This window comes from Candidatus Sulfidibacterium hydrothermale, from assembly GCF_020149915.1.
In the GTDB taxonomy this organism is placed as follows: domain Bacteria; phylum Bacteroidota; class Bacteroidia; order Bacteroidales; family F082; genus Sulfidibacterium; species Sulfidibacterium hydrothermale.
Genome location: NZ_CP083760.1, coordinates 841,040 through 865,153, shown reverse-complemented (window position 1 = coordinate 865,153; position 24,114 = coordinate 841,040). Strand labels below are relative to the sequence as shown.

Here is a 24,114-nt window from a genome sequence, read left to right as displayed (position 1 = left end):
CCGGCAAATGACCCACTTTACTTTTGTTGAAATCATCTTTTTATCGTTGTTTTTAACCGGACTTCTCGTCCAGCTTATCTTTTACTGGGGAATTTTTTCACGACTTGCTTTTTTAAAAAAACAACCGCCTGCCACCACAGAACAACCCCCGGTTTCCGTCGTTATTGCTGCCCGTAACGAATACCATCATCTGAAAAAAAACCTGCCGGCAATTCTCGACCAAAAATATCCTGATTTTGAAGTCGTAGTGGTTAACCATGCTTCCGATGACGAAACCGCCGACTACCTGAAAGAGATGCAAAACCGGTATCCGCACCTGAAGGTAATTACCATCGAACGCGACCTGAATTTTTTCCACGGGAAAAAATTCCCGCTGTCCATCGGCATCAAATCGGCGGCCCACGAAGTTTTATTATTGACCGATGCCGACTGCAAACCGGCATCGCCTTACTGGATCAGCCGGATGGCTTCTCATTACAACAAGCAAACAGAAATCGTTATTGCTTACGGACCTTATTATCCGCAAAAAGGGTTTTTGAACCGGATGATCCGCTACGACACCTTTTTCACTGCCTTACAATACCTTTCGTTTGCCCTTGCGGGAAAACCGTACATGGGTGTGGGGCGTAACCTGTCGTACCGCAAGTCACTTTTCCTGAAAAACAAAGGGTTTATTTCGCATTACGATATTGCTTCGGGTGACGACGATTTGTTTATCAATCAGGTAGCCCGGAAAGAAAACACCCAGGTGGAATTGTCCCCCGAATCGTTTGTTTATTCGGAACCCAAACACCGTTTTAGCGAATGGTTTAAACAAAAACGGCGCCACCTGACCACCGGAAAAAAATATAAACTTCGTTATAAGTTTCTGTTGGGAATATTTACTGCCAGTATGGGTTTTTACTATACCGGCCTTGTGGGTTTGCTATTTCTCATAGACAACCTTATCATTTCAGGAATACTTGCAACAGGAATTTTACTGCGTTTGATCACCCGCATTATTATTTATAAAAATTTAAGTAATCGGTTGAAGGAAAAACAAATCTTGTTATTTTCGCTTTGGTGGGAACCCTTTCACTTCATTTTAATGGCAATGACCGGATTTATGGGATTTTTTACGAAACAGGCCCGATGGAAATAAGCAGAAACCTTACGGAAAAAGGAAGAAGGGATTATAAACTTATCCGCAGGGCACTGGATCACGGTGACCAACATGCTTATGCCGAATTACTGCATCATTATTACGACGGACTGTACTTTATGATGCTGAAAATGACCCAAAACCCGCATGATGCCGAAGATTTAACCATCGAAGCTTTTGGGAAAGCATTCAAAAATCTTCACCAGTACACCCCCGAATTTGCTTTCAGCACCTGGCTGTTTAAAATTGCTACCAACAACTGCATCGATTACATGCGCACCCGCAGCAAAACAGCACGCGCCGCTGATGGCTTACCCGGCCAAACCGAAGAAGACCAGCCAACCCGTTTGCCGGACGAAAATTTAGACCCCGAAGAACAATTCATCCGTTCGCAAAAAATCAAACTGATGCACGAAGTAGTGGATAAGCTGAAACCACATTACAAAAAACTTATTGAGCTGCGCTATTTCAAAGAATACAGTTACGAAGAAATCACCAAAGAACTCAACCTTCCGCTCGGAACGGTGAAAGCCCAGCTTTTCAGAGCCCGCGAGTTTTTGTACAACATCCTGAAAAATTCGAAGGAGAGGATTTAGCACTGCCTACCGGATGTTTGATGTGGGGATGTGGGACGGAAGGATGTTTGGATGGAAGGATGTTTAAGATGTGAGGATGTACAATGTGGGAATGTTTGATGTCAATGACAAGTGATGAACGATAAATGTAGAATGATGAACCGATGAATGGGAAAAAGTCATTGGTCATTGGGAAGGACGAATGATAAATGTTGAGTGATGAATGGTGAATAGTGAATATTGACCGTTGATTTTCAGTGTTTTACCATATTTTATTGTCATTCTGAACGAAGTGCAGCGTAGTGAAGGATCTAAAAATAATCACGACTGTTAAAAGAGATGCTTCGCGTTGCTCAGCAGGACAAACCGTTTGATTTTTGGAATTTGAGATTTCTTTTGGGATTTGTCTTTTTGTCTTTTTGTGATTTCCCACTTTAGGTATTTGAAGTACTCGTATGTTTGATGTCAATGATGAATGTTGAACGATAAATGTTGAGTGCTGAATGGTGAATAGTGAATAGTGAATCGTTGATTTTCAGTGTTTTACCATGTTTTATTGTCATCTTGAACGAAGTGCAGCGCAGTGAAGGATCTAAAAATAATCACGACTGTTCAAAGAGATTCTTCGCTACGCTCAGCAGGATAAACCGATTGATTTTTGGAATTTGAGATTTCTTTTGTGATTTCCCACTTTAGGTATTTGAGGTACTCGTATGTTTGATGTCAATGATGAATGTTGAACGATAAATGTTGAGTGATGAATGGTGAATAGCGAATAGCGAACCGTTGATTTTCAGTGTTTTACCATATTTTGTTGTCATTCTGAACGAAGCGCAGCGTAGTGAAGGATCTTAAAAATAATCACGACTGTTAAAAGAGATGCTTCGCGTTGCTCAGCAGGACAAACCGATTGATTTTTGAAATTTGAGATTTCTTTTGTGATTTGTCTTTTTGTCTTTTTGTGATTTCCCACTTTAGGTATTTGAAGTACTCGTATGTTTGATATCAATGATGAATGTTGAACGATAAATGTTGAGTGCTGAATGGTGAATAGTGAATAGTGAATCGTTGATTTTCAGTGTTTTACCATGTTTTATTGTCATCTTGAACGAAGTGCAGCGCAGTGAAGGATCTAAAAATAATCACGACTGTTCAAAGAGATTCTTCGCTACGCTCAGCAGGATAAACCGATTGATTTTTGGAATTTGAGATTTCTTTTGTGATTTCCCACTTTAGGTATTTGAGGTACTCGTATGTTTGATGTCAATGATGAATGTTGAGTGATGAATGGTGAATAGCGAATAGTGAACCGTTGATTTTCAGTGTTTTACCATATTTTATTGTCATCCTGAACGAAGCGCAGCGCAGTGAAGGATCTTAAAAATAATCACGACTGTTAAAAGAGATGCTTCGCGTTGCTCAGCAGGACAAACCGATTGATTTTTGAAATTTGAGATTTCTTTTGGGATTTGTCTTTTTGTCTTTTTGTGATTTCCCACTTTAGGTATTTGAGGTACTCGTATGTTTGATGTCAATGATGAATGTTGAGTGATGAATGGTGAATAGCGAATAGTGAACCGTTGATTTTCAGTGTTTTACCATATTTTATTGTCATCCTATGTTTGCAAAAAGAAATAATTACAGGAAGTGTTAAGTTTGAAAATTATTAACCAATCAGAAGAGAAAAAGGAGAAAGATAAAGACTAATGGTTGTCATTAGGCTAAAAAAGCCCGTTCAGGATGATAGTCCCTTTCTCCTTTCTACTCAATCTTGAACAGTTCGTTAGGCATGAAAGCCTGTATTTAGGATTGAAAAGACAAAGTAGAATCCCTTCTGATAAAAACATCTTGTCATGTGCAAAGTTATAGGAATTGATGTATCAAAATTAACTTTTGATGTTGCTTTTCAAAAAAAAGATGAAAAGTTCTCTTTTTTCAAATACAGTAATGATGCCAAAGGGTTTACAAAGTTTATGAAGATTATTGATAAAGAGGATCTCTGTGTAATGGAAGCAACAGGCCCTTATTATCTGTTTTTAGCCCGGTTTCTTTTTAAACAAGGGGTAAAAGTATCCGTAGTTAATCCATTGCAGATTAAACACTTCGTAAGAATGCGAATGGTAAAAGCCAAAACGGATAAAAAAGATGCCCTGATGATCGCTTTATATGGCCAATCAGAACAACCCGTTTTGTGGCAACCCGATGAGCCGGTGATTATGCAGGTTCAGCAAATTCATTCTGCCATTGAAGGTTTGCAAAAACAGGCAACCATGCTTCATAATCAACTGGAAGCATTTTCCCGGTTTCCTGATTGCGACAAGAAAGTAATGCGTGAGTTAAGAGCATTGTTAAAAACGATTAAACTGAAAATAGCTAAACTGGAAGCCGGAATACTTGAAAAAATAAAAATACATTATGCCAATACATTTAATGCGCTGACATCTATTCCGGGTATTGGACCAAAAACAGCGGCCATCCTGATAGCAATTACCAATAACTTTCAAAAATTTGACAATGCTAAGAGATTATCTTCTTACGTAGGGTTGGTTCCCAGGATATTTTCATCAGGGACAAGTATAAACGGAAAAGGACACATTACAAAAATGGGGAACAGATATATACGCAAGCTATTGTATTTATGTTCATGGTCAGCAAAAAAACACAATAGTCAATGTATAGCACTCTATGATAGATTATCAGAAAAAGGAAAGCCCGAAAGAGTTATAAAAATTGCAATTGCAAATAAGTTGTTAAGACAGGCCTATGCTATTGGAACAAAATTGAATAAATACGAAGAAAATTATGAAAAAATATTTGCTTTTTAACACAGTTCATCCTGAACGAAGCGCAGCGCAGTGAAGGATCTTAAAAATAATCACGACTGTTAAAAGAGATGCTTCGCGTTGCTCAGCAGGACAAACCGATTGATTTTTGAAATTTGGGATTTTTTTGGGATTTGTCTTTTTGTCTTTTGGGATTTTACAAACATTTTATTCAACGAAAAACCTGTGGGCATCTAATCCCGAAGGGATTAAACCCAAATAACCCTGTACGAAGTGCAGGGAAAGAACAATAAAGAAAATGGATAACCCTGAAAGGGTTAAACAAAAGTAACCGTCCTACTTTCCACAAAAAAGTAAAAAAAACACAGCCGTTATCCTTTCCTCGTCCGCGTTTGCGCAACGCGAACGCATTTCCACAGAAAAGCGAAAGGCATTGAAAATACCCCCTAAATTCGTGAACATTATACGCACGAAACAAGAACAGATTCAGGTTCATCCTGGCTAAAAAACAATTTTTGTCAGTAAAAACCCTGCACACGCCACTTTTCAGGTCTGATTCGATCTGAAAAGAGACATCTGCGGCAGGGATGGTGCGGATAGCCCGCAGGACGGGAGACGGCTGGAGGCTTGCGGAGGCGGGGCGACCAACGGAAGCCCCCGCAAACGCTTAGCCGATACGACCCCCGACCGAGGACTATGAGCAACCAGCCCGTGAAAGCCTGTGCGACGGCCGCCCCAAAAAAGAGCATGCATTGGCCATAACCAAACCGTTACCGGTCACTTTTTTGTAAATTTGCCGAAAAACAAAATACCATGAACATAAAGGAATTTCAGTCGGCTATTTTACAGGGGATTCCCGAAAAATTACCCGACCCTAAACCGTATGATCCCGATATCAATCATGCTCCTGTCCGCAAAGACATCCTTACTACGGAAGAAAAAAAGCTGGCGTTGAAAAATGCGCTGCGCTATTTTCCAAAAGAATTTCATAAAACCCTGGCACCGGAATTTGCCGATGAGCTGAAAAAATACGGCCGGATTTATATGTACCGTTTCCGTCCGGATTACGACATGTACGCCCGGCCTATCGACGAATATCCGCACAAAAGCCGGCAGGCTGCAGCCATTATGCTGATGATCCAAAACAACCTGGACCCGGCAGTGGCACAGCACCCGCATGAGTTGATCACTTATGGTGGCAACGGATCCGTTTTTATGAACTGGGCACAATATCTGCTCACCATGCAGTATCTCGCCACCATGACCGACGAACAAACCCTGGTGATGTATTCAGGCCATCCTATGGGACTGTTTCCGTCGCACAAAGACGCTCCGCGGGTAGTGGTCACCAACGGCATGGTCATTCCCAACTACTCGTCACAGGACGACTGGGAACGTTTTAATGCACTGGGCGTAAGCCAGTACGGACAAATGACCGCCGGCTCTTACATGTACATCGGTCCACAGGGCATTGTGCACGGCACCACCATTACCGTAATGAACGCTGCCCGCAAAACAGCCAAAAATGGCGAAGACCCCTTTGCCGGAAAACTTTTTGTTTCTTCCGGACTGGGTGGCATGTCGGGCGCTCAGCCCAAAGCCGGCGACATTGCCGGAGTAATTTCCGTAGTTGCCGAAGTGAACCCCAAAGCAGCACAAAAACGACACGAACAGGGTTGGGTGGACGAAATTTACACCAACCTCGACGAACTGATTCCGCGCATCCGCAAAGCCAAAGCTGGAAAAGAAGTCGTTTCGCTGGCTTATGAAGGAAATATTGTGGACTTGTGGGAAAGACTGGTTGAAGAGGATATCCGGGTAGATCTTGGTTCTGATCAAACTTCATTACACAACCCGTGGTCAGGCGGATATTATCCTGCCGGATTAAGCTTTGAAGAATCGAACCGGCTGATGGCCGAAGATCCGGAAGCTTTTAAAGAAAAAGTACGGGCATCGTTGCGCCGCCAGGTAGCTGCCATCAATCAATTGACAGCAAAGGGAATGTATTTCTTTGATTATGGCAATGCTTTTTTGCTGGAAGCTTCGCGTGCCGGCGCCGACATCATGGCCAAAGACGGTATCAATTTCCGTTACCCATCTTATGTTCAAGATATTATGGGGCCCCTGTTTTTTGATTATGGATTTGGCCCGTTTCGTTGGGTTTGTACTTCCGGCAAGCCGGAAGATTTGGCCCTTACCGACGAAATTGCCGCCAATGTACTTGAAACCATCCACGCCAATGCCCCACAGAAAATTAAAAGCCAATTGGCCGACAATATCCAGTGGATCAGGGGCGCACAGCAAAACAAACTGGTGGTGGGTTCACAAGCCCGTATTCTGTATGCCGATGCTGAAGGACGCATCAAAATTGCATCGGCCTTTAACCAGGCCATCAAAAACGGACGTATTTCGGCACCCATTGTGCTTGGGCGTGACCATCACGATGTTTCCGGAACCGACTCGCCTTTCCGCGAAACTTCCAACATTTACGACGGTTCCAAATTCACGGCAGACATGGCCATTCAAAATGTTATTGGCGATGCTTTCCGTGGCGCCACGTGGGTTTCTATCCACAACGGCGGCGGCGTAGGTTGGGGCGAAGTCATTAACGGCGGATTTGGGATGGTTCTCGATGGCAGCGATGACGCCCATCGCCGGCTGCAGGCCATGCTTTACTGGGATGTCAACAACGGAATCTCCCGCCGTAGTTGGGCTCGTAACAACGGCGCTCTGTTTGCCGCCAAACGAGCCATGGAACAAAATCCCAATTTACGGGTTACCCTTCCCCATCTGGCCGATGACAAGCTGGTGAACGGATTATTTTAATTTTGGATGTGAGGATGTGAGGATGTGAGGATGCGTGATATTCATCCTTGATGTTTTTTTGTAGTGGAAAAGTGAACACCATCAGCTATTACGGAATGATGAATGGTTGATTTCAGTGTTATATCAATACTTTTAGTGTCTCCTGTCCGTAGGACTCTCTGGAGAACGGAACACAACGAAGAAACTCAATAACCCCATGGATACTTGTGCACGTTTGTGCCGTGAACTCTTCGGTGGGATAATACCTACGCATTTTCAACAAAATGCTGCTGCTATCACTTTTCAGGTCTCATTCGACCTGAAAAGTGATAGCAAAAAAAAGTTTCTTTGTTTACAAACAAATCCCCACACCAAAAAGAATAGAAAATAACAGCGTGGAAAGAGCCAGTCGTTTTAAAAACGGATCAAGCCGGGTTTTGTCTTTTGTGCGAAGGATCTGTATCAGATCACGAGTAAAAAATGGCAACGACAACACAAAAAGAAAATTCCAGCCCGAATGGAAATTTATGATCACATAGGCCAAAGCCAGTAACCAGGCCATCACGATTAATACCACATGATAAATACGTGCTTTCTTATAACCCAACCGCGAAGCCACCGTATGTTTGCCGGAGGCCCGATCGTTATCCATATCGCGCATATTGTTCAAATTCAAGACTCCTGTGCTCAATAATCCCATAGCCGAAGCGGGCAGCAACAACAGCCAGTGAAACTGCAAACTGTTCAGATAATACGTTCCGAGTACAGCTACCAGACCAAAAAAAAGAAATACGAACAAGTCTCCCCATCCTCTGTAGCCATAAGCATGTGTACCGGTAGTATATTTTATGGCTGCCGCAATGGCTGCCAGTCCGAGTGCCAGAAACAACAACGCGGTAATCAGATGATCGCCCAGTGCCACATACAAAAGTCCTACTCCCGAAACAAAAGAAAGCATGGCAAAAACAATAATGGCTGATTTCATCTGCCGTGCTGAAATCCGGCCACTTTGCACCGTACGTTCCGGCCCTACACGTTGGGCATTGTCTGTGCCTTTCAGTGCATCGCCATAATCATTGGCAAGGTTCGAAAGAATTTGTAAAAACAAAGTGGTAAGCAACGCCAGCGCAATAACTCCCCACCGGGCTTTGCCATCCGCTATGGCCAAAAAACTTCCCGTAAAGATTGTCGACAAAGCCAACGGCAGCGTTCGCAGACGAAAAGCTTCCATCCACACACGAAAACCGCTTTGGGTTGATGTTGTCATCTTCACCGGGGAAATTACGGAAACTTGGGATATTTATGAAAATCAGGATCACGCTTTTCAAGAAAAGCATTTTTCCCTTCCTGGGCTTCGTCAGTCATGTAATAAAGCAGGGTAGCGTTGCCGGCAAACTCCTGTAAACCAATCTGCCCGTCCAGTTCGGCATTCAATCCCAACTTGATCATCCGCAGGGCCATAGGACTGCGTTTGTGCATGGTCAGGCACCATTCTACCGTTTCATCTTCCAGTTTTTCCAGTGGAACCACTTTGTTCACCAATCCCATTTCCAGGGCTTCCTGTGCCGTATATTGTTTGTTCAGGAACCAGATTTCGCGGGCTTTTTTCTGTCCCACGATACTGGCAAGATAAGATGAACCCAGGCCGGCATCAAAGCTACCCACTTTCGGACCGGTTTGACCAAATTTTGCATTCTCGGAAGCAATCGTCAAATCACAGACCACATGCAACACATGGCCGCCGCCAATAGCATAACCGTTGACCATAGCAATTACCGGTTTGGGAATGGAACGGATTTTACGCTGAACATCCAGCACATTCAACCGCGGAATGCCGTCTTTACCAATGTAACCACCTTTGCCTTTGACATTTTGGTCGCCACCGGCGCAAAAAGCTTTGTCCCCCTCACCGGTAAAGATCACGGTATAAATCGTCATATCTTCACGGCAAATGTCCATGGCTATCGCCATTTCTGTTGTTGTTGTCGGCGTAAAAGCATTGTAATACCGCGGACGATTGATGGTAATTTTAGCAATATGGTTCCATTTTTCGAACTTTATCTCTTCAAAATCACGGATTTTTTCCCACTTTCTTTTACTCATAATTTATTTTTTTGCGTACAAAAGTAAGGTAAATTTTTTCAGAAAATCCGTTGCTTTTTCCCGAATAAATTCAAAACAAAAAGGAGAGTGTCTTACGGGACTGAATCCATACAAATATCCTTTTCAAATCTTTTGCTTCCTGCTTCCAACTTCCAACTTCGGACTTCCCGCTTCCCTACTTCAAAATCTTATTCCTCACTACCGAGGTAGCCGCTTTTACCGAAAAACGGGCCAGTTGTTCCAGCACAAAAGCCAAATTATCCATCGGGATCATACTAATGGTTTCCTTGATAGGAATCACTCTGTGCAGACGCAGGTTGGCACGCATGATCCAGTCCATGGTAAACTCGTTACGCATCCAGTATTTACTGTCTTCGCCCATGGCATTCAGCCATTTCACGCCGCCGTCCCATTTCCCTTCACTTTTAATAAAATAAAGAGAAAAAGCGCCGATAATTTTTTGGAAATTCATGGTTTCCTGATCCCGCAGCGAATCGGCTATTTTAGACAGGGTTTTCTGATCCAGCATATCTTTTTCCATGGCTGTCGTAACTCCCTTGGCAAAAGTCTGGTATTGTTTCAGTATTTCGTTAAACCCCATCCCGCAGCCATCGGGGTTCAGCATTCCGGAAGCGCCGAAGAAAATAATCCGGTCAAGAGCATATTTTTTCAGCGAACCGGAAACAATGGTCCCTGCTAAATTTTGAACTTTTTTTCCGTTGGGTTCCAGCTCTTTAATGGTTTTTTCAAAGATCTCCTTCAATTCGGCAGGATTTCCCATGGTATTGTATCGCCCCTGAAAAACATAAATATTGGTCAACGTATCGGAATGCGGGTGAATTCCCACATAAGTATTATCCTTATCATTCAGTGGATAATATTCCAACACATAAGGCTTTTCGTGTTTTTCATGTTCAATAACCCCGCCGTAAATCACCCAGGCATCGTGCCGTTTAATGAGTCTGTGACGGGCTATTATGGGCGAACCGGACCCCATGGCATCGATCAATAGCCGGGCAAAATATTTTCCTTTGCTGGTGGTAATTTCAACGCCATCATTTACATAATGGTATTTTTTAAACGATTCCTGCCGGATTACCGCCCCGTTCGCTTTCGCCCTTTCCAACCACAATTGCAGCACTTTGTTATGGTCAAGCGTAACCGCATCATCCATCATGTCGTGTTCCTGTGTGGGCGAAGTAAACCGGATCCGGTCAAACCGGGCAACAACAGCATCTTCGATATTGTGTTTTTTCACCCGGTCGGCATAACTGTACCATGTACAGGAGGTCGTTCCCGGCTCCCGCCTTTCCACCACCAGTACTTTAAATTTTTTACTCAATTCTACTGCTGCCGTTAGTCCGGCAGGACCGGCACCGGCAATCAGAATATCATATTTTTCCATCTCACTCATTTCACAGGTTTTCATAAAGGCTGATACTCCGTATTTTGTTGCTCTTATTTCGGGAGCAAAGCCTTTTTTACCGGGCTTTTTCAAGCAATATGCCTTCAAAATAATCTGCAAAGAAAAGAATAATTTCTGAACCTGTTAAATTTTTCGAATTTTTGACTTTGTAAATCTAAAATTCATAGTTTTGCCAAAAACCTGGTTCATGATACCAACACTTTATAAGTCGGCACTGCATCCCCGGGAAGTCAGGGCACTTTTAAAGCTAACGCTGAAAGGACAGCAATTTACCATCCCCAAAGAGCCCCTGGCCCAACTGGTTTCAAAGCTTGATGATCAAGCTTTTTGCTGCGCAGCACTCACCAAAGTATCACGCTCTTTTGCCGCTGTTATACAACAACTTCCGGAAGACCTAAAAAATGCGGTGTGCGTCTTTTACCTGGTTTTGCGTGCACTCGATACCATCGAAGATGATATGCAATTTCCACAGGAAGAAAAGTTGAAGTTGCTGAGAAGTTTTCACATCCATACACAAGATGAAAATTTCACGCTGCAAAATGTAGGCGACCATGAAGATTACCGTATCCTGCTGGAACATTATGATAAAGTAGTTCGTTTCTTTAAAAGCCTGGACGACCATTACCGGGAAGTCATTGTGGAAATCACAAAAAAAATGGGTAATGGCATGGCCGATTTTGCCGAGAAAAAAGTGGTAACGGTAAAAGATTACGACCTGTATTGCCATTATGTGGCCGGACTGGTCGGCGTTGGGTTATCCGATCTTTTTTCGGCATCAGGACTGGAAAGCCCGGATTTAAAAGAGCGACACGATTTATCCAACTCCATGGGGTTGTTTTTACAGAAAACCAACATCATCCGCGACTACCACGAAGATTTATTTTCAGACCGCACGTTCTGGCCCGAAGAAATCTGGGGAAAATATGCCGACGATTTATCCTATTTTACCAAAAATCCGCACGACCCAAAATCGCTGGCCTGCCTGAACGAAATGGTGATGAACGCATTAACCCACCTGCCCGATGTGGTGGATTATCTGCGCCTGCTAAAAAACAAAAGTGTTTTCCGTTTTGCCGCCATACCGCAGGTGATGGCCATTGCCACACTGGCCGTGGTTTTCAATAATCCGAAAACCTTTACCGGCGTGGTAAAAGTACGTAAAGGGCTGGCCGCCCGATTGATTTTGTATGATCTGTCGCTGGAAGAAACCCTGAAATATTTTAAAAAGTACAGCCGGGTTTTCCTGCGAAAAACACCTAAAAATACCGATTTGCACAAACAACTTTCGGAATGGGCGGCAACACTAAACCGGAAAATTGAGATGCCTGAAAAATGACAACCCGGTATTATTCAGGTTACAGATTATCCTTTTTTTACATCTTTTTGCTCTCATAACAGCAATCCTGTTTTTATTCCAAACGAAACACGACAAAACAGGCCGCTCTCCTTTCTGATCGCGCACTTGTTTTGGTAACAATTAACAATCAAAAAATCTTTCTTCTTCACGAATAACACCGCCCATTACTTTATTCTTTCAAATTTAAAAAGCTACATACATAAAGAACGAACAAATATTTCCTTTTATTTTAAATAAATAACAATCAAGCTATTACACAATATACATCTATTAAAATCACTATTAACCCATCAATAATAGTTGACTTTTTTATATTTTCTAACTATTTTTGTAAAAACAAACTAACAATACAACCAAAAAACACTTATTTCAACAACTTACCTTTAAAACGAAAAGAAAAGCCCCAAAATACAACCACGTTCTTTATTCTTTTTACCATTTAATTTTCAACATCATGAAGCGTTTTTATTTCTTCTTTCTTATTTTTACTTTTTTCCTGGTAAGTTGCAGTAAAAATAACATAGAACCTTCGGGCCAAAAATTTTCATCCACAATTTATCCGGCTTCACCTACCAATGGACAAAGCATGTATTTGTCATCAGACTCAACGTGGGACTGGGAAAACACAAGCTTCATTCCGTTTAAAGGAGACAATATCCTGCTTCCCTGGGTATCAGGAGCAAATTCAGTCGGGATTCCAATGCAAATAGTAAATGACATGCATAAAGCAGATGGCTGGGTATTGTTATACAACGATTTTCCTTATGCCGATGCAAATCCTTTTTTTGTTTTGTACAATAAATTTACCGGTATTGCCCGTGTATTCATGTACATAACAAATAATGAAAATACATATACCAGTTTTACATGGAATTTTAAGCTGGAAACAGACAAAGGCTATAAAACGGCTGCTTTTAACCTGAACCGAACCGTTCCCGAGCCTTTTTCAACCAAATTTTCGTCTCCATCAATCTACAACATAGACGATAATCTACTTATGGGTGTTGCTCCTTATAGTTGGTACTATTCTGATATCGAATTCTCTTATGATCCAACATTAAAAAACGAGACGTTTGCAGACATTAAGTTTGCCATAAATTGTATCATTACAAATCAATACCATGTTGCATTAAAGGAAAATTTAATGGATAACGCCGGAGGCTTTTTTGCTTTACCCGCTTCTGACGATGTTTCAACAGCACCCGAAGGCTTTATAAAAAACTTTAACACAAACAGATCCGGACATCTTCATTTATTCTCATTGCAAGAAACGGACAGATGGGTTTCCTCTTACATAAACCAGCAAACCAATCCTTTAGTAAAATCCCAGATCAGGAATGCTTTAGACCTGGCTTATAAATCCATTAAACCATCAAATTTTTTACTTAACGTATTCACAAACGGTTTAATATACACCAGTACCAATAGCCCGGGGAAAATCAATTTGGACATTAAGGCCAAAATAGAAAGTAAAAGCGATATTACCGAATCCTTTTCCGGTCCACATGCAGTATTATTACTTCCCGGTGTTAAAAAATCAGAATTGGCTGCCGACCAGTATGTTTTAACGCCTAATTACAATCAACTGCTTGGTGTATTTTACATTGATAAAACACCAACGATTAAATACACCCAAACTTTTCAAAAAGACGGAAATGAATATCTTATCGATAACAAAATAGAAATTGACACGAACTCTTTTAAAGTCATTATTAATCCTGCGGTTCGGGAAGCCTGTTCTAAAATAAAAATCTCCAAACAAATTGTCATGACTACTTCCCGCTATTCTACCAGCGTCAGCGGAACTTTAATCGATAGCCGGAACAATCTTTTAACATACCTGGGAACCTCAACAATGGAATACAGATACAAAGATGTACGGCCACTGCCTTTAGAAGATCATTTTAAAATCAAGCTGACATTAGCCCTGACACCAAAAGGCAAAAAAACACCTTACATTCTTATTAAAGAATTTAATCCTCAGGTTCAAAGGAAATTTTACATCCAACAAAAAGGGCAATAAATTTATCTTTTAATAAATCAAAGCGGTTCAGAATAAGCATTCTGTCTTAAAATTTACTTTTTTCTGCTTGCTTTCTTACTTAATCGGTTTTTTCTACAATCAAAACAAGCCTATAAAAACAGAGTAATTATGTAAAGTTTTCCTGCGGCAGGGATGGTGCAGATAGCCCGCAGAGCCGGGGACGACGGAAGGCTTGCGGAGGCGGGGCGACACCAGAAGCCCCCGCAAACGCTTAGCCGACGCGGCGCCGGAACGAGGACTATGAGCAACCAGCCCGTGAAAGCCCCGTGCGCCGGGTCCGCCCAAAAAAAATTTTTTTATCCGCTTGTTTTTTTCAATTTTTTATTTCTACATTTGTCGCCATGAACAAAATGAATTTGAATAACAATTGGTGGTGGCTTCTTTTCGTCCGAAACTGACGTGAAGAGAAGCGCTTGTATAAAATATTTAAACGGCCTGTCGAATCACGACAGGCCGTTTTTTTTTAATCACATTTCAATATGGAAACAGTAAACATACACGTAAAAACCAAAAAATTGCTGGCCGACACACTGACGCCGGTGGGGCTTTACCTGAACCTGCGCGACCGGTTTTATCAGGCTTTTTTGCTGGAAAGTTCGGATTATCACGGCAATGACAACAACTACTCATTTGTGTGCATCGACCCGCTGGCTTCGTTTGTACTGGAAAACGACACGGTTACCGAAACCGTGGGCGACCAAACGGAAACGGTACATCTTTCGAAAAAACAGGAACTGATTCCTGTACTACAGCAGTTTACAGGAAAATTCCGCCTTTTGCAGGAAGAAGACAGCGCAAAAGAGACGGCCGGCGCCAACGGATTTTTCGGCTATACGGCTTACGACGCCGTGCAGTATTTTGAAACCATTACGCTGCAGGCCCCGCAAAAAGCGGAACAGCACATTCCGGTGATGCATTACACAGCATTCCGGTTTGTGCTGCGTTTTGACCATTTTAAAAACGAACTGCTGCTCATCGAAAACCGTTTTGACGGCGAAGTATCGCAAATGGAAAAGATGGAAAGCCTGCTGCATATCAGCAAGTTTCCGGGTTACGGATTTAGGCTGGCAGGCGAAAAAACTTCCAACCTGACCGACAGCCAGTTTATGGAAATGGTGAAAAAGGGCAAAGAACATTGCCAGCGGGGCGATGTGTTTCAGATTGTGCTGTCGCGACAGTTTTCGCAGGGTTTTACGGGCGACGAATTTAACGTTTACCGTACGCTGCGCTCGGTGAACCCGTCACCTTATCTTTTTTATTTTGACTACGGCAGCTTTAAACTTTTTGGCTCTTCACCCGAAGCGCAACTGAAAGTGAACGGCAGGCAGGCGGTCATTAATCCCATTGCAGGAACATTCCGCCGCAGCGGAAACGATGAAAAGGATAAGCAACTGGCTGAACAACTTTCGGCCGACCCGAAAGAAAATGCCGAGCACACCATGCTGGTTGATTTGGCCCGCAACGATTTGAGCCGCCACGGCGGAAAGGTGGAAGTGAAAACGTTTAAAGAAGTGCAGTACTACAGCCATGTGATTCATCTCGTTTCGGAAGTAACGGCCGAGCTGGATGAAAATGCCGATGCACTGCAATTGTTTGCCGATACTTTTCCGGCCGGAACCCTTTCGGGGGCACCCAAATACAAAGCCATGGAACTGATTGACCGCTACGAAAACCAAAGTCGCGGTTTTTACGGCGGGGCCATCGGTATTTTCGGCTTTGACGGTTCGCTGAACCATGCCATAACCATCCGCAGTTTCCTAAGCAAAAACAACCGGCTTTATTTTCAGGCGGGCGCCGGGGTGGTGGTTTCGTCGGTGGAAGAAAACGAGTTGCAGGAAATCAACAACAAACTGGGCGCTCTGCTGTCGGCGCTGGAAAAAGCGGAAAAGTTGACGGGGAAGAAAGGTTGAAGGGGTGGAAGGTGAAGGGGTGATAAGGTGAGAGGGTGAGATGGTTGAGGGGTTAAAGGGTAAGAAAGGTTAGAAGGTAGGAAGATTGAAAGGTGAGAAAAGATGAATGGTGGAAGGGTGGGAAGATTGGATGGATGAAGGTTAAAAGGTGAAAGGGTAAAAGGGTTAGAAGTGAGAAAGGCTGAAGAATGAGATGGTTGATGGGTTTAAAGGGTAAGAAAGGTTGGAAGGTGAGATGGTAGAACGATTAGAAGGGAAAGAAAATTGGATGGATGGAAGAATACATATAATAAATCACAACAAATCAATAAAATACAAATAAATGAAGAAAGTCCTGGTACTTGATAATTACGATTCGTTCACTTACAACCTGGTGCATTTTGTCCGCGAGCATGGCGGATGTGACGTGGATGTGCACCGGAACGACCGGATAACCGTAGAACAGGCCGGCCGTTACGACTACATCATCCTGTCGCCCGGCCCGGGACTGCCTGCCGATGCCGGCATCATGGAAAAAGTGATTGAGCGATATGTTTCCGAAAAGAAAATTTTCGGTGTTTGTCTTGGCATGCAGGCTATTGCCGAAGTTCTCGGCGGCCGGCTGACAAACCTGTCGCAGGTTTACCACGGGGTGGCCACACCGGTTTTCAGACAAGACAAAGACGACCCCGTTTTTGAAGGCATTCCACAGAAATTCACAGCCGGCCGTTACCACAGCTGGGTGGTGAGCGAAAACGGTTTCCCGCCGGAACTGCTCATCACATCCCGCGACAGCGAAGGCCGTATCATGTCGGTCCGCCATCGCGAACATCCGGTTTTCGGCCTGCAGTTTCATCCGGAATCCATCCTGACACCCCAAGGCAAACAAATGATTGACAATTTTTTAAATCTGTAAAAAAATGAAAAATATACTGAATCGTCTTTTCGACCATCAGCAGCTCAGCGAGCAAGACGCTTACGATGTGCTCACCGGCATGGGAAAAGGAAAATACAATCCGTCGCAGATGGCGGCTTTTCTTACCGTTTATCTGATGCGCCCCATTTCGGTGGAAGAGCTGAAAGGTTTTCGTACGGCGCTGCTCGATCTGTGCCTGAAAGTTAATTTATCTGATTTTGAGACCATCGACGTGTGCGGCACCGGCGGCGACGGCAAAGACACATTCAATATTTCCACACTGGCCGCTTTTGTGGTGGCCGGTGCCGGCTATAAGGTGGCCAAACACGGCAACTATGGCGTTTCGTCGTCGTGTGGTTCGTCCAACGTGATGGAATATCTCGGCTACGTTTTCACCAACGACGAAGGCAAACTCAAACGGCAACTGGAAGTTTCGAACTTCTGCATGATGCATGCCCCGTTGTTTCACCCGGCCATGAAAAATGTGGCGCCGATCCGCCGCGAGCTGGGGGTAAAAACGTTCTTCAACATGCTCGGCCCGCTGGTCAACCCGTCGTTTCCACAAAACCAGATGACGGGCGTTTACAGCCTGGAAGTGGCACGGCTTTACAACTATCTTTTCCAGAAAGAAAGCAGTACCCGTTTCGCCATTATCCACAGCCTGGACGGGTATGATGAGATTTCCCTTACGGGGAAAGTGAAAAGCTACCGTCCTGACGGGGAAAAGGTTTTGACACCTGCCGATTTTGGTCTGCAGGCGGTAAAACCGGAAGAGATCACCGGCGGGAAGACAGTGCAGGAAGCCGCCCGGCTTTTTACGGCCATCCTGCAAAACGAAGGAACGCCGGCACAAACCAATGTGGTAGTAGCCAATGCTGCTGTTGCCATTCAGGTTTTTGAAAACAAGCCGCTGGCCGAGTGTGTGGAAACGGCCCGCGTCTCTCTGCAATCGGGAAAAGCTTACGCATCATTGAAAAAAGCTGTTGAACTTTCGCAACAGGAATAATCAGAGAAACAAGAAATAAAGCTTAAAAACAAATGTATTACAATGGTAAATCCTATATCCAAGACTACTGTTTGTATCATTCTGAACGAAGTGAAGAATCTATAAAAAATCATTATTCAATTCATTGAGATTCTTCGCGTTGCTCAGAATAACAATTTGCCAAAATTTTAAAACGTTTTTATTTAACACATTGTCATTTATTTAAGATTTGCCAGGTATTCAACTAAACATCAAAACTTTATGGACATTCTAAAAAAAATCATAACCCACAAAAGAAAAGAAACGGAAGAGCGCCAACGGCTTTATCCGTTGGAACTGCTGAAAAAAAGCATCCATTTTGCCGCCCCTTGCGTATCGCTGAAACAGTATGTGCTACGCCCGGACAAATCGGGGATCATTGCCGAATTCAAACGCCGGTCGCCGTCGAAAGGCAACATCAACCTGTATGCCGATGTGGAAAAAATTTCCATCGGATACATGCAGGCCGGGGCTTCGGCGCTGTCGGTACTGACCGATGAAACTTTTTTCGGTGGCAGCAACGACGACCTGAAAACCGCGCGGAAGTTCAACTACTGCCCTATCCTGCGAAAAGATTTTGTGGTGGACGAATACCAGATTTATGAAGCCAAGGCCATTGGCGCCGATGCCATATTGCTCATTGCCGCAGTACTCTCACGACAGGAAATTGAACAGTTTACTGCACTGGCACACCGGCTGGGTATGGAAGTACTATTGGAATTTTATGCGCCGGAAGAACTTGAAAAATATGTCCCCGATGCAGACTTAACCGGCATCAACAACCGGAATCTGAAAGATTTCTCGGTAAATTTTGACCATGCCATCCAAATGGCCCGGCAACTGCCGGCCGGAACCCTGAAAATCGCCGAAAGCGGCATCCGCCAACCACAAGACATTGTTTTACTGAAAAATGCCGGATTTGACGGTTTTCTTATCGGCGAACTGTTTATGCGCGAAGTTTCGCCTGAAACGGCCTGTCGCCATTTTATCCGCGAGGTAAATGAACTACAAAAAAACCGGACGTCATGAATGCACAAAAAATACATTTGAAAGTCTGCGGCATGCGCGAAGCATCTAACATTGCCGCACTAGCGGAACTACATCCCGATTTTATCGGATTTATTTTTCATGAGATTTCGCCGCGCTACTGCGACCGGCTTCCGGAAGTAACCATCCCGGAAAACATTGCCAAAACAGGCGTATTTGTAAATAAATCCACCGAATATATCCGACTGAAAAAGGAAAACTTCAGACTGGATTACATCCAGTTGCACGGAGTGGAAAGTCCGGAATTTTGCAAAGAAATCAGCCGGACAGTGGCGCCGGTCATTAAAGCTTTTAACCTTCACGCCGAATTTGATTTTGACAGGCTGAAAGCATATGAATCCTGTTGCGATTATTTCCTTTTTGATGCTTCCGGTCCGCAAGCCGGCGGCAACGGGATAACTTTTAACTGGGAATTATTAAAAAATTACACTGGGAAAGTTCCCTTTTTGCTCAGCGGCGGCATCGACGAAACCATGGCCCGGGCCATCAAAGAAATAGACCATCCGGCCTTTTACGGCGTGGACATCAACAGCCGCTTTGAAACAAAACCCGGCATCAAAAACATCCATAAAATAAAACGTTTCAAACATGAATTACAATCCTGACGAACAAGGTTTTTACGGCGAATTCGGTGGCGCTTTCGTCCCCGAAATGCTCTACCCCAACGTGGAAGAACTGCAGCAAAACTACCTGAAGATCATCAATTCCGACAGCTTTCAAACCGCTTTTAAACAGCTTTTGAAAGATTATGCCGGACGACCTACACCACTCTATTTTGCCAGTCGCTTATCAAAAAAATACAACACCCGCATTTTTCTGAAACGGGAAGACCTGACCCACACCGGCGCCCACAAAATCAACAATACCATCGGGCAAATTCTTGTGGCGCAACACCTGGGCAAGAAAAGCATCATTGCGGAAACCGGTGCAGGTCAGCATGGGGTAGCTACGGCTACCGTGGCAGCACTGGCAGGACTGCCGTGTATCGTTTACATGGGCGAAACAGACATGGAAAGGCAGGCCCCCAATGTGGCGCGCATGCGAATGCTCGGTGCCGAAGTACGTCCGGCCAGATCGGGCAGCCGTACACTGAAAGATGCTACCAACGAAGCCATCCGCCACTGGATTAATCATCCCGAAACGTATTATCTCATCGGCTCGGTGGTGGGGCCGCATCCCTACCCCGACATGGTGGCCCGGTTTCAGTCGGTCATCAGCGAAGAGATGAAAAAACAGCTTTCGGAAAAAACCGACTGCGATCATCCCGACAAAATCATTGCCTGTGTAGGCGGAGGCAGCAACGCTGCCGGCGCTTTTTATCATTATCTCGATAACGAAAAGGTGGAACTCATTGCCGTGGAAGCTGAAGGACTGGGCGTTGACAGCGGCGAAACAGCGGCCACCACACAAACCGGCAGCGAAGGAATTATTCACGGCAGCCGGACGTTGCTGATGCAAAATGCCGAAGGACAAATAACCGAACCTTATTCCATTTCGGCCGGACTGGATTATCCCGGCATCGGGCCGCTGCATGCTTTTCTGTTTAAAAACCGGCGCGGGACATTTATGGGCGCCACCGACCGCGAAGCGCTGGATGCTGCCTTTGAACTGACCCGGCTGGAAGGCATTATCCCGGCACTGGAATCGGCTCATGCCCTGGCTGCTTTGAAAAAAATCCGGTTAAAACCGGATGAAACCGTGGTGGTAAACCTTTCGGGAAGAGGCGACAAAGACATGGAAACATATTTGAAATATTTGAATAAGGACCAATGAACAAAATAGATCAACTTTTCCGGCAGAAGAAAAATATTCTGAACATTTATCTCACAGCGGGTTTTCCGCAACGCGACGATACAGTGCCTGTCGTTTTGGAACTGGAAAAAGCCGGCGTGGACATGGTGGAAATCGGCCTGCCGTTTTCCGATCCGCTGGCCGATGGCCCGGTAATTCAGCACAGCAGCACGGCGGCCATCCAAAACGGCATCACCCTGCAGAAAATCTTCCAGCAGGTACGCGAAATCCGAAAACAATCAGAAATCCCCATTCTGCTCATGGGCTATCTGAACCAGATGATGGCTTATGGCGAAGAAGCTTTTCTGGAAGAAGCTGCCCGCAGCGGGGCTGACGGACTCATCATCCCCGACCTTCCGGCAGATTTTTACAACCGGCATTACCGGCAAAAAGCCGAAAGTCTCGGCTTAAAAATGGTTTTTCTCATCAGCCCGCAAACCGGTGAAGCACGGATCCGAATAGTGGACGAAGCCTGCTCGGGATTTTTGTATGTGGTGTCGTCCGCATCCGTAACGGGCAACAAAGCCGCCATGCAAACAGAACAACAGGCTTATTTCCGGCGTATCCGCAACATGCAACTGAAAAATCCCACACTCATCGGTTTTGGCATTCACGACCGGCACACATTTGAAACGGCCTGCCAGTACGCACACGGGGCCATCATCGGCAGTGCTTTTATCCGGACACTGGAAAAACCGGGTTCATTACAACAAAATATTCAGGAATTTATCAAAACCATTCGTTCATGATTATCCAGTTAGAAAAAAATATTGATAAAACACAGAAAGAAAAGCTGTTCGACAAACTGACAGCATTAAAGATTGATGCCCGCCTGATAAAAACCAACTTCCGCGAATACATTGTAGGCATTCCTTCCGGCGAATTTGACCTGCGTGAAATTGGCAACATGCCGGGCATTGCCGATATCCACCGTGTATCGGACAGCTACAAAATGGTTTCCCGCAAATGGAAGCTGAACAACACCGTTATTGATCTGGGCGACGGTATCACCATTGGCAACGGCGAACTGGCCATCATGGCCGGACCGTGTGCCATCGAAAGCGAAGAACAAATTATCAGCATTGTCAATCATCTGAAAAAAAACAACATCCGCATTATGCGGGGCGGCGTGTACAAACCCCGCAGCTCGCCCTATTCGTTTCGCGGGCTGGGCATCGAAGGACTGAAACTGTTTCACAAACACTGTTCGGAAAACGGCATCAAAGTAATTACCGAGGTCATGCAGGTGTCGCAGGTGGAACCCATGCTGGATTATGTGGACATTTTTCAGGTGGGTGCACGCAACTCGCAAAATTTCAGCCTGCTGGATGTACTGGGAAAAACGGATAAACCGGTAATGATCAAACGGGGCATCTCGGGTACAATAGACGAACTGCTTTACTCGGCCGAATATGTTTTTTCGGGCGGCAATGAAAAGATCATGCTTTGCGAACGCGGTATCCGCACCTTTGAACGGGCTACCCGCAACACACTGGACTTAAGTGCCATTCCCATTTTGAAAGACAAAACCCATCTGCCGGTTATTGTGGACCCGTCGCACGGGGTCGGTATCCGCAATTACGTTCCGCCGATGGCGCTGGCAGGGGTCATGAGCGGTGCCGACGGGGTGATCATGGAAATCCATGAAACACCGGAAAAAGCATTTTCCGACGGGCCACAAAGTCTTTATTATCCGCAGGCCGAAAAACTTTACCGGCAATTGCGTGAAACCAAAAAACTGCGGGACCATTTTTAAACCGGACGCTGCTTAGTCAAAAGCCGTGTAAGCTGTTTCGCCGTGCATGGCTTCATCCAGTCCGACAGCTTCTTCCTTTGGTGTGACACGCAGTCCCCAGATTTTGTCAACAACGAGAAACAGGACAAATGTTCCTGCCGCCGAATAAAGGATGGTAGCCAATACCGCCGTTATCTGCACCACCAACTGATGCGCATCGCCATAAAAAAGTCCGCGAGCCTGGCTTTGCACCAGCGGGGTAGCCAGAATTCCGGTGAGCAATGCGCCGACAATTCCGCCCACACCATGTACGCCGAAAGCATCCAGCGTATCGTCGTAACCCAGCTTCGGTTTTACATAAGCCACCATCAGGAAACAGACCAGAGAAACCAGTACGCCAATGGCAATAGCCCCGGAAACATCCACAAAACCGGCTGCCGGTGTAATGGCCACCAGTCCGCCCACTGCCCCGGTAGCCACCCCGACCAGGGTTGGTTTTTTTCCGATAACCCAATCCAGCACAGCCCATGTAAAAGCAGCCGTTGCAGCAGCAAGATGGGTTACAAAAAAAGCATGAGCCGCCAGTCCGTCGGCTGCCAGTCCGCTGCCGGCATTGAAACCAAACCAGCCAAACCATAACATGGCCGCCCCGATAGCCACAAACGGAATGTTATGTGGCGGAACGGCGTGTCCCTGGTAATCGTGCCGTTTTCCGAGCATCACCGCCATTACCAGAGCGGCAATTCCGGCATTGATGTGCACCACCGTGCCACCGGCAAAATCAAGCGCACCAAGTTTTGCCAGCCAGCCGTCGGCCGACCATACCCAGTGAGCCACCGGATTGTAAACAAACAAAGCCCATAAAACCGAAAAAATCAGAAAACCCCTGAAATGAATCCGTTCGGCGAAAGCCCCGATGATCAACGCCGGCGTAATCACTGCAAACATCATTTGAAAAAGGACAAAAACAATGTGCGGTATCGTTCCGACCATCACCGGCAATCCGTGTATCATCTGACCGGAAGGCTGCGAATGAGAAACAAAGTACGGACTCAGGTCACCGAGACGGATACCGTGCAGAAAAAGCCAGTGAAACCCGCCAATGTAAGGTGCCAGTACACCTTTGGATGTTCCAAAAGCCAGGCTGTATCCCACAGCCACCCATTCGATACTGATGACCGCCATCACCATAAAACTTTGCATAAAAATGTTCAGAATATTTTTGCGCCGCACCAGCCCGCCGTAAAACAAGGCCAGCCCGGGAATAGTCATCAGCATCACCAGCGCTGTGGCCACCAGCATCCAGGCCGTATCGCCCGAATCAACAACAGGCACCGGTATTTTTGAAGTAACAGAAGCCGCATCGATGGTCAGCGGAAAGAACACAAAACCAATAGAAACCAATATTAAAGCGTATATTTTTTTCATCTTTTTTTATCTTTTTTATTCGACATACCCGGCCTGAAGCCGGGAAAAGT

Annotated in this window: 18 protein-coding genes; 14 read left to right on the top strand and 4 right to left on the bottom strand. The window is 44.9% G+C overall.

Going from position 1 to position 24,114, the window contains the following annotated elements:
- The first annotated feature begins 7 nt into the window (after positions 1-7).
- The 4 genes from LA303_RS03360 (at position 8) to LA303_RS03345 (ending at position 7,325) form a co-directional block, all read left to right on the top strand.
- Complete coding sequence (locus tag LA303_RS03360; RefSeq protein ID WP_240526522.1) at positions 8-1,141, top strand: glycosyltransferase; 1,134 nt, start codon at positions 8-10, stop codon at positions 1,139-1,141.
- On the top strand, positions 1,132-1,737 hold the full coding sequence (locus LA303_RS03355; RefSeq protein WP_240526521.1) for an RNA polymerase sigma factor: 606 nt from the start codon (positions 1,132-1,134) through the stop codon (positions 1,735-1,737). The genes LA303_RS03360 and LA303_RS03355 overlap by 10 nt, the downstream gene beginning before the upstream one ends.
- Before the next feature lie 1,832 nt (positions 1,738-3,569).
- Positions 3,570-4,541, top strand: a complete 972-nt coding sequence (locus tag LA303_RS03350) for an IS110 family RNA-guided transposase (protein WP_240525754.1) — start codon at positions 3,570-3,572, stop codon at positions 4,539-4,541.
- 771 nt (positions 4,542-5,312) lie between these two features.
- Positions 5,313-7,325 carry a urocanate hydratase gene (locus LA303_RS03345; RefSeq protein ID WP_240526520.1) on the top strand — a complete coding sequence of 671 codons (2,013 nt, stop codon included), beginning with the start codon at positions 5,313-5,315 and terminating at the stop codon, positions 7,323-7,325.
- Between the two features lie 331 nt (positions 7,326-7,656).
- Here LA303_RS03345 and LA303_RS03340 read toward each other — a convergent pair whose 3' ends face one another.
- From LA303_RS03340 to LA303_RS03330, 3 genes are all read right to left on the bottom strand, one after another.
- Positions 7,657-8,571 (bottom strand): 1,4-dihydroxy-2-naphthoate polyprenyltransferase, encoded by a 915-nt coding sequence (locus tag LA303_RS03340; RefSeq protein WP_240526519.1) that lies wholly within the window; start codon positions 8,569-8,571, stop codon positions 7,657-7,659.
- Positions 8,572-8,585: 14 nt separating this feature from the next.
- Positions 8,586-9,407: a 1,4-dihydroxy-2-naphthoyl-CoA synthase gene (gene menB, locus LA303_RS03335; protein ID WP_240526518.1), complete on the bottom strand. Its 822-nt coding sequence runs from the start codon at positions 9,405-9,407 to the stop codon at positions 8,586-8,588.
- 175 nt (positions 9,408-9,582) lie between these two features.
- Entirely contained in the window at positions 9,583-10,821 is a 1,239-nt protein-coding gene (locus LA303_RS03330) for an NAD(P)/FAD-dependent oxidoreductase (RefSeq protein ID WP_240526517.1), read from the bottom strand.
- A 199-nt stretch (positions 10,822-11,020) separates the two neighbouring features.
- Between LA303_RS03330 and LA303_RS03325 the strand changes: the two genes are divergently transcribed.
- The 10 genes from LA303_RS03325 (at position 11,021) to aroF (ending at position 22,657) form a co-directional block, all read left to right on the top strand.
- Entirely contained in the window at positions 11,021-12,169 is a 1,149-nt protein-coding gene (locus LA303_RS03325; protein WP_240526516.1) for a squalene synthase, read from the top strand.
- Between the two features lie 1,018 nt (positions 12,170-13,187).
- Positions 13,188-14,213, top strand: a complete 1,026-nt coding sequence (locus LA303_RS03320; protein WP_240526515.1) for a hypothetical protein — start codon at positions 13,188-13,190, stop codon at positions 14,211-14,213.
- 500 nt (positions 14,214-14,713) lie between these two features.
- A complete protein-coding gene (locus LA303_RS03315) occupies positions 14,714-16,144 on the top strand; it encodes an anthranilate synthase component I family protein (protein ID WP_240526514.1) in 1,431 nt (476 codons plus the stop codon).
- 322 nt (positions 16,145-16,466) lie between these two features.
- Positions 16,467-17,039, top strand: a complete 573-nt coding sequence (locus LA303_RS03310; RefSeq protein WP_240526513.1) for an anthranilate synthase component II — start codon at positions 16,467-16,469, stop codon at positions 17,037-17,039.
- Positions 17,040-17,043: 4 nt separating this feature from the next.
- Positions 17,044-18,045 carry an anthranilate phosphoribosyltransferase gene (gene trpD, locus LA303_RS03305; protein WP_240526512.1) on the top strand — a complete coding sequence of 334 codons (1,002 nt, stop codon included), beginning with the start codon at positions 17,044-17,046 and terminating at the stop codon, positions 18,043-18,045.
- 240 nt (positions 18,046-18,285) lie between these two features.
- Positions 18,286-19,092, top strand: coding sequence for an indole-3-glycerol phosphate synthase TrpC (trpC, locus tag LA303_RS03300; protein ID WP_240526511.1), 807 nt, complete (start codon positions 18,286-18,288; stop codon positions 19,090-19,092).
- On the top strand, positions 19,089-19,715 hold the full coding sequence (locus LA303_RS03295) for a phosphoribosylanthranilate isomerase (RefSeq protein ID WP_240526510.1): 627 nt from the start codon (positions 19,089-19,091) through the stop codon (positions 19,713-19,715). The genes trpC and LA303_RS03295 overlap by 4 nt, the downstream gene beginning before the upstream one ends.
- On the top strand, positions 19,699-20,883 hold the full coding sequence (gene trpB, locus LA303_RS03290; RefSeq protein ID WP_240526509.1) for a tryptophan synthase subunit beta: 1,185 nt from the start codon (positions 19,699-19,701) through the stop codon (positions 20,881-20,883). The genes LA303_RS03295 and trpB overlap by 17 nt, the downstream gene beginning before the upstream one ends.
- Positions 20,880-21,650: a tryptophan synthase subunit alpha gene (trpA, locus tag LA303_RS03285; RefSeq protein ID WP_240526508.1), complete on the top strand. Its 771-nt coding sequence runs from the start codon at positions 20,880-20,882 to the stop codon at positions 21,648-21,650. The genes trpB and trpA overlap by 4 nt, the downstream gene beginning before the upstream one ends.
- Positions 21,647-22,657, top strand: a complete 1,011-nt coding sequence (gene aroF, locus LA303_RS03280; RefSeq protein WP_240526507.1) for a 3-deoxy-7-phosphoheptulonate synthase — start codon at positions 21,647-21,649, stop codon at positions 22,655-22,657. Before trpA ends, aroF begins: the two co-directional genes overlap by 4 nt.
- Before the next feature lie 12 nt (positions 22,658-22,669).
- Here aroF and LA303_RS03275 read toward each other — a convergent pair whose 3' ends face one another.
- A complete protein-coding gene (locus LA303_RS03275; RefSeq protein WP_262901559.1) occupies positions 22,670-24,064 on the bottom strand; it encodes an ammonium transporter in 1,395 nt (464 codons plus the stop codon).
- Positions 24,065-24,114: the final 50 nt, after the last annotated feature.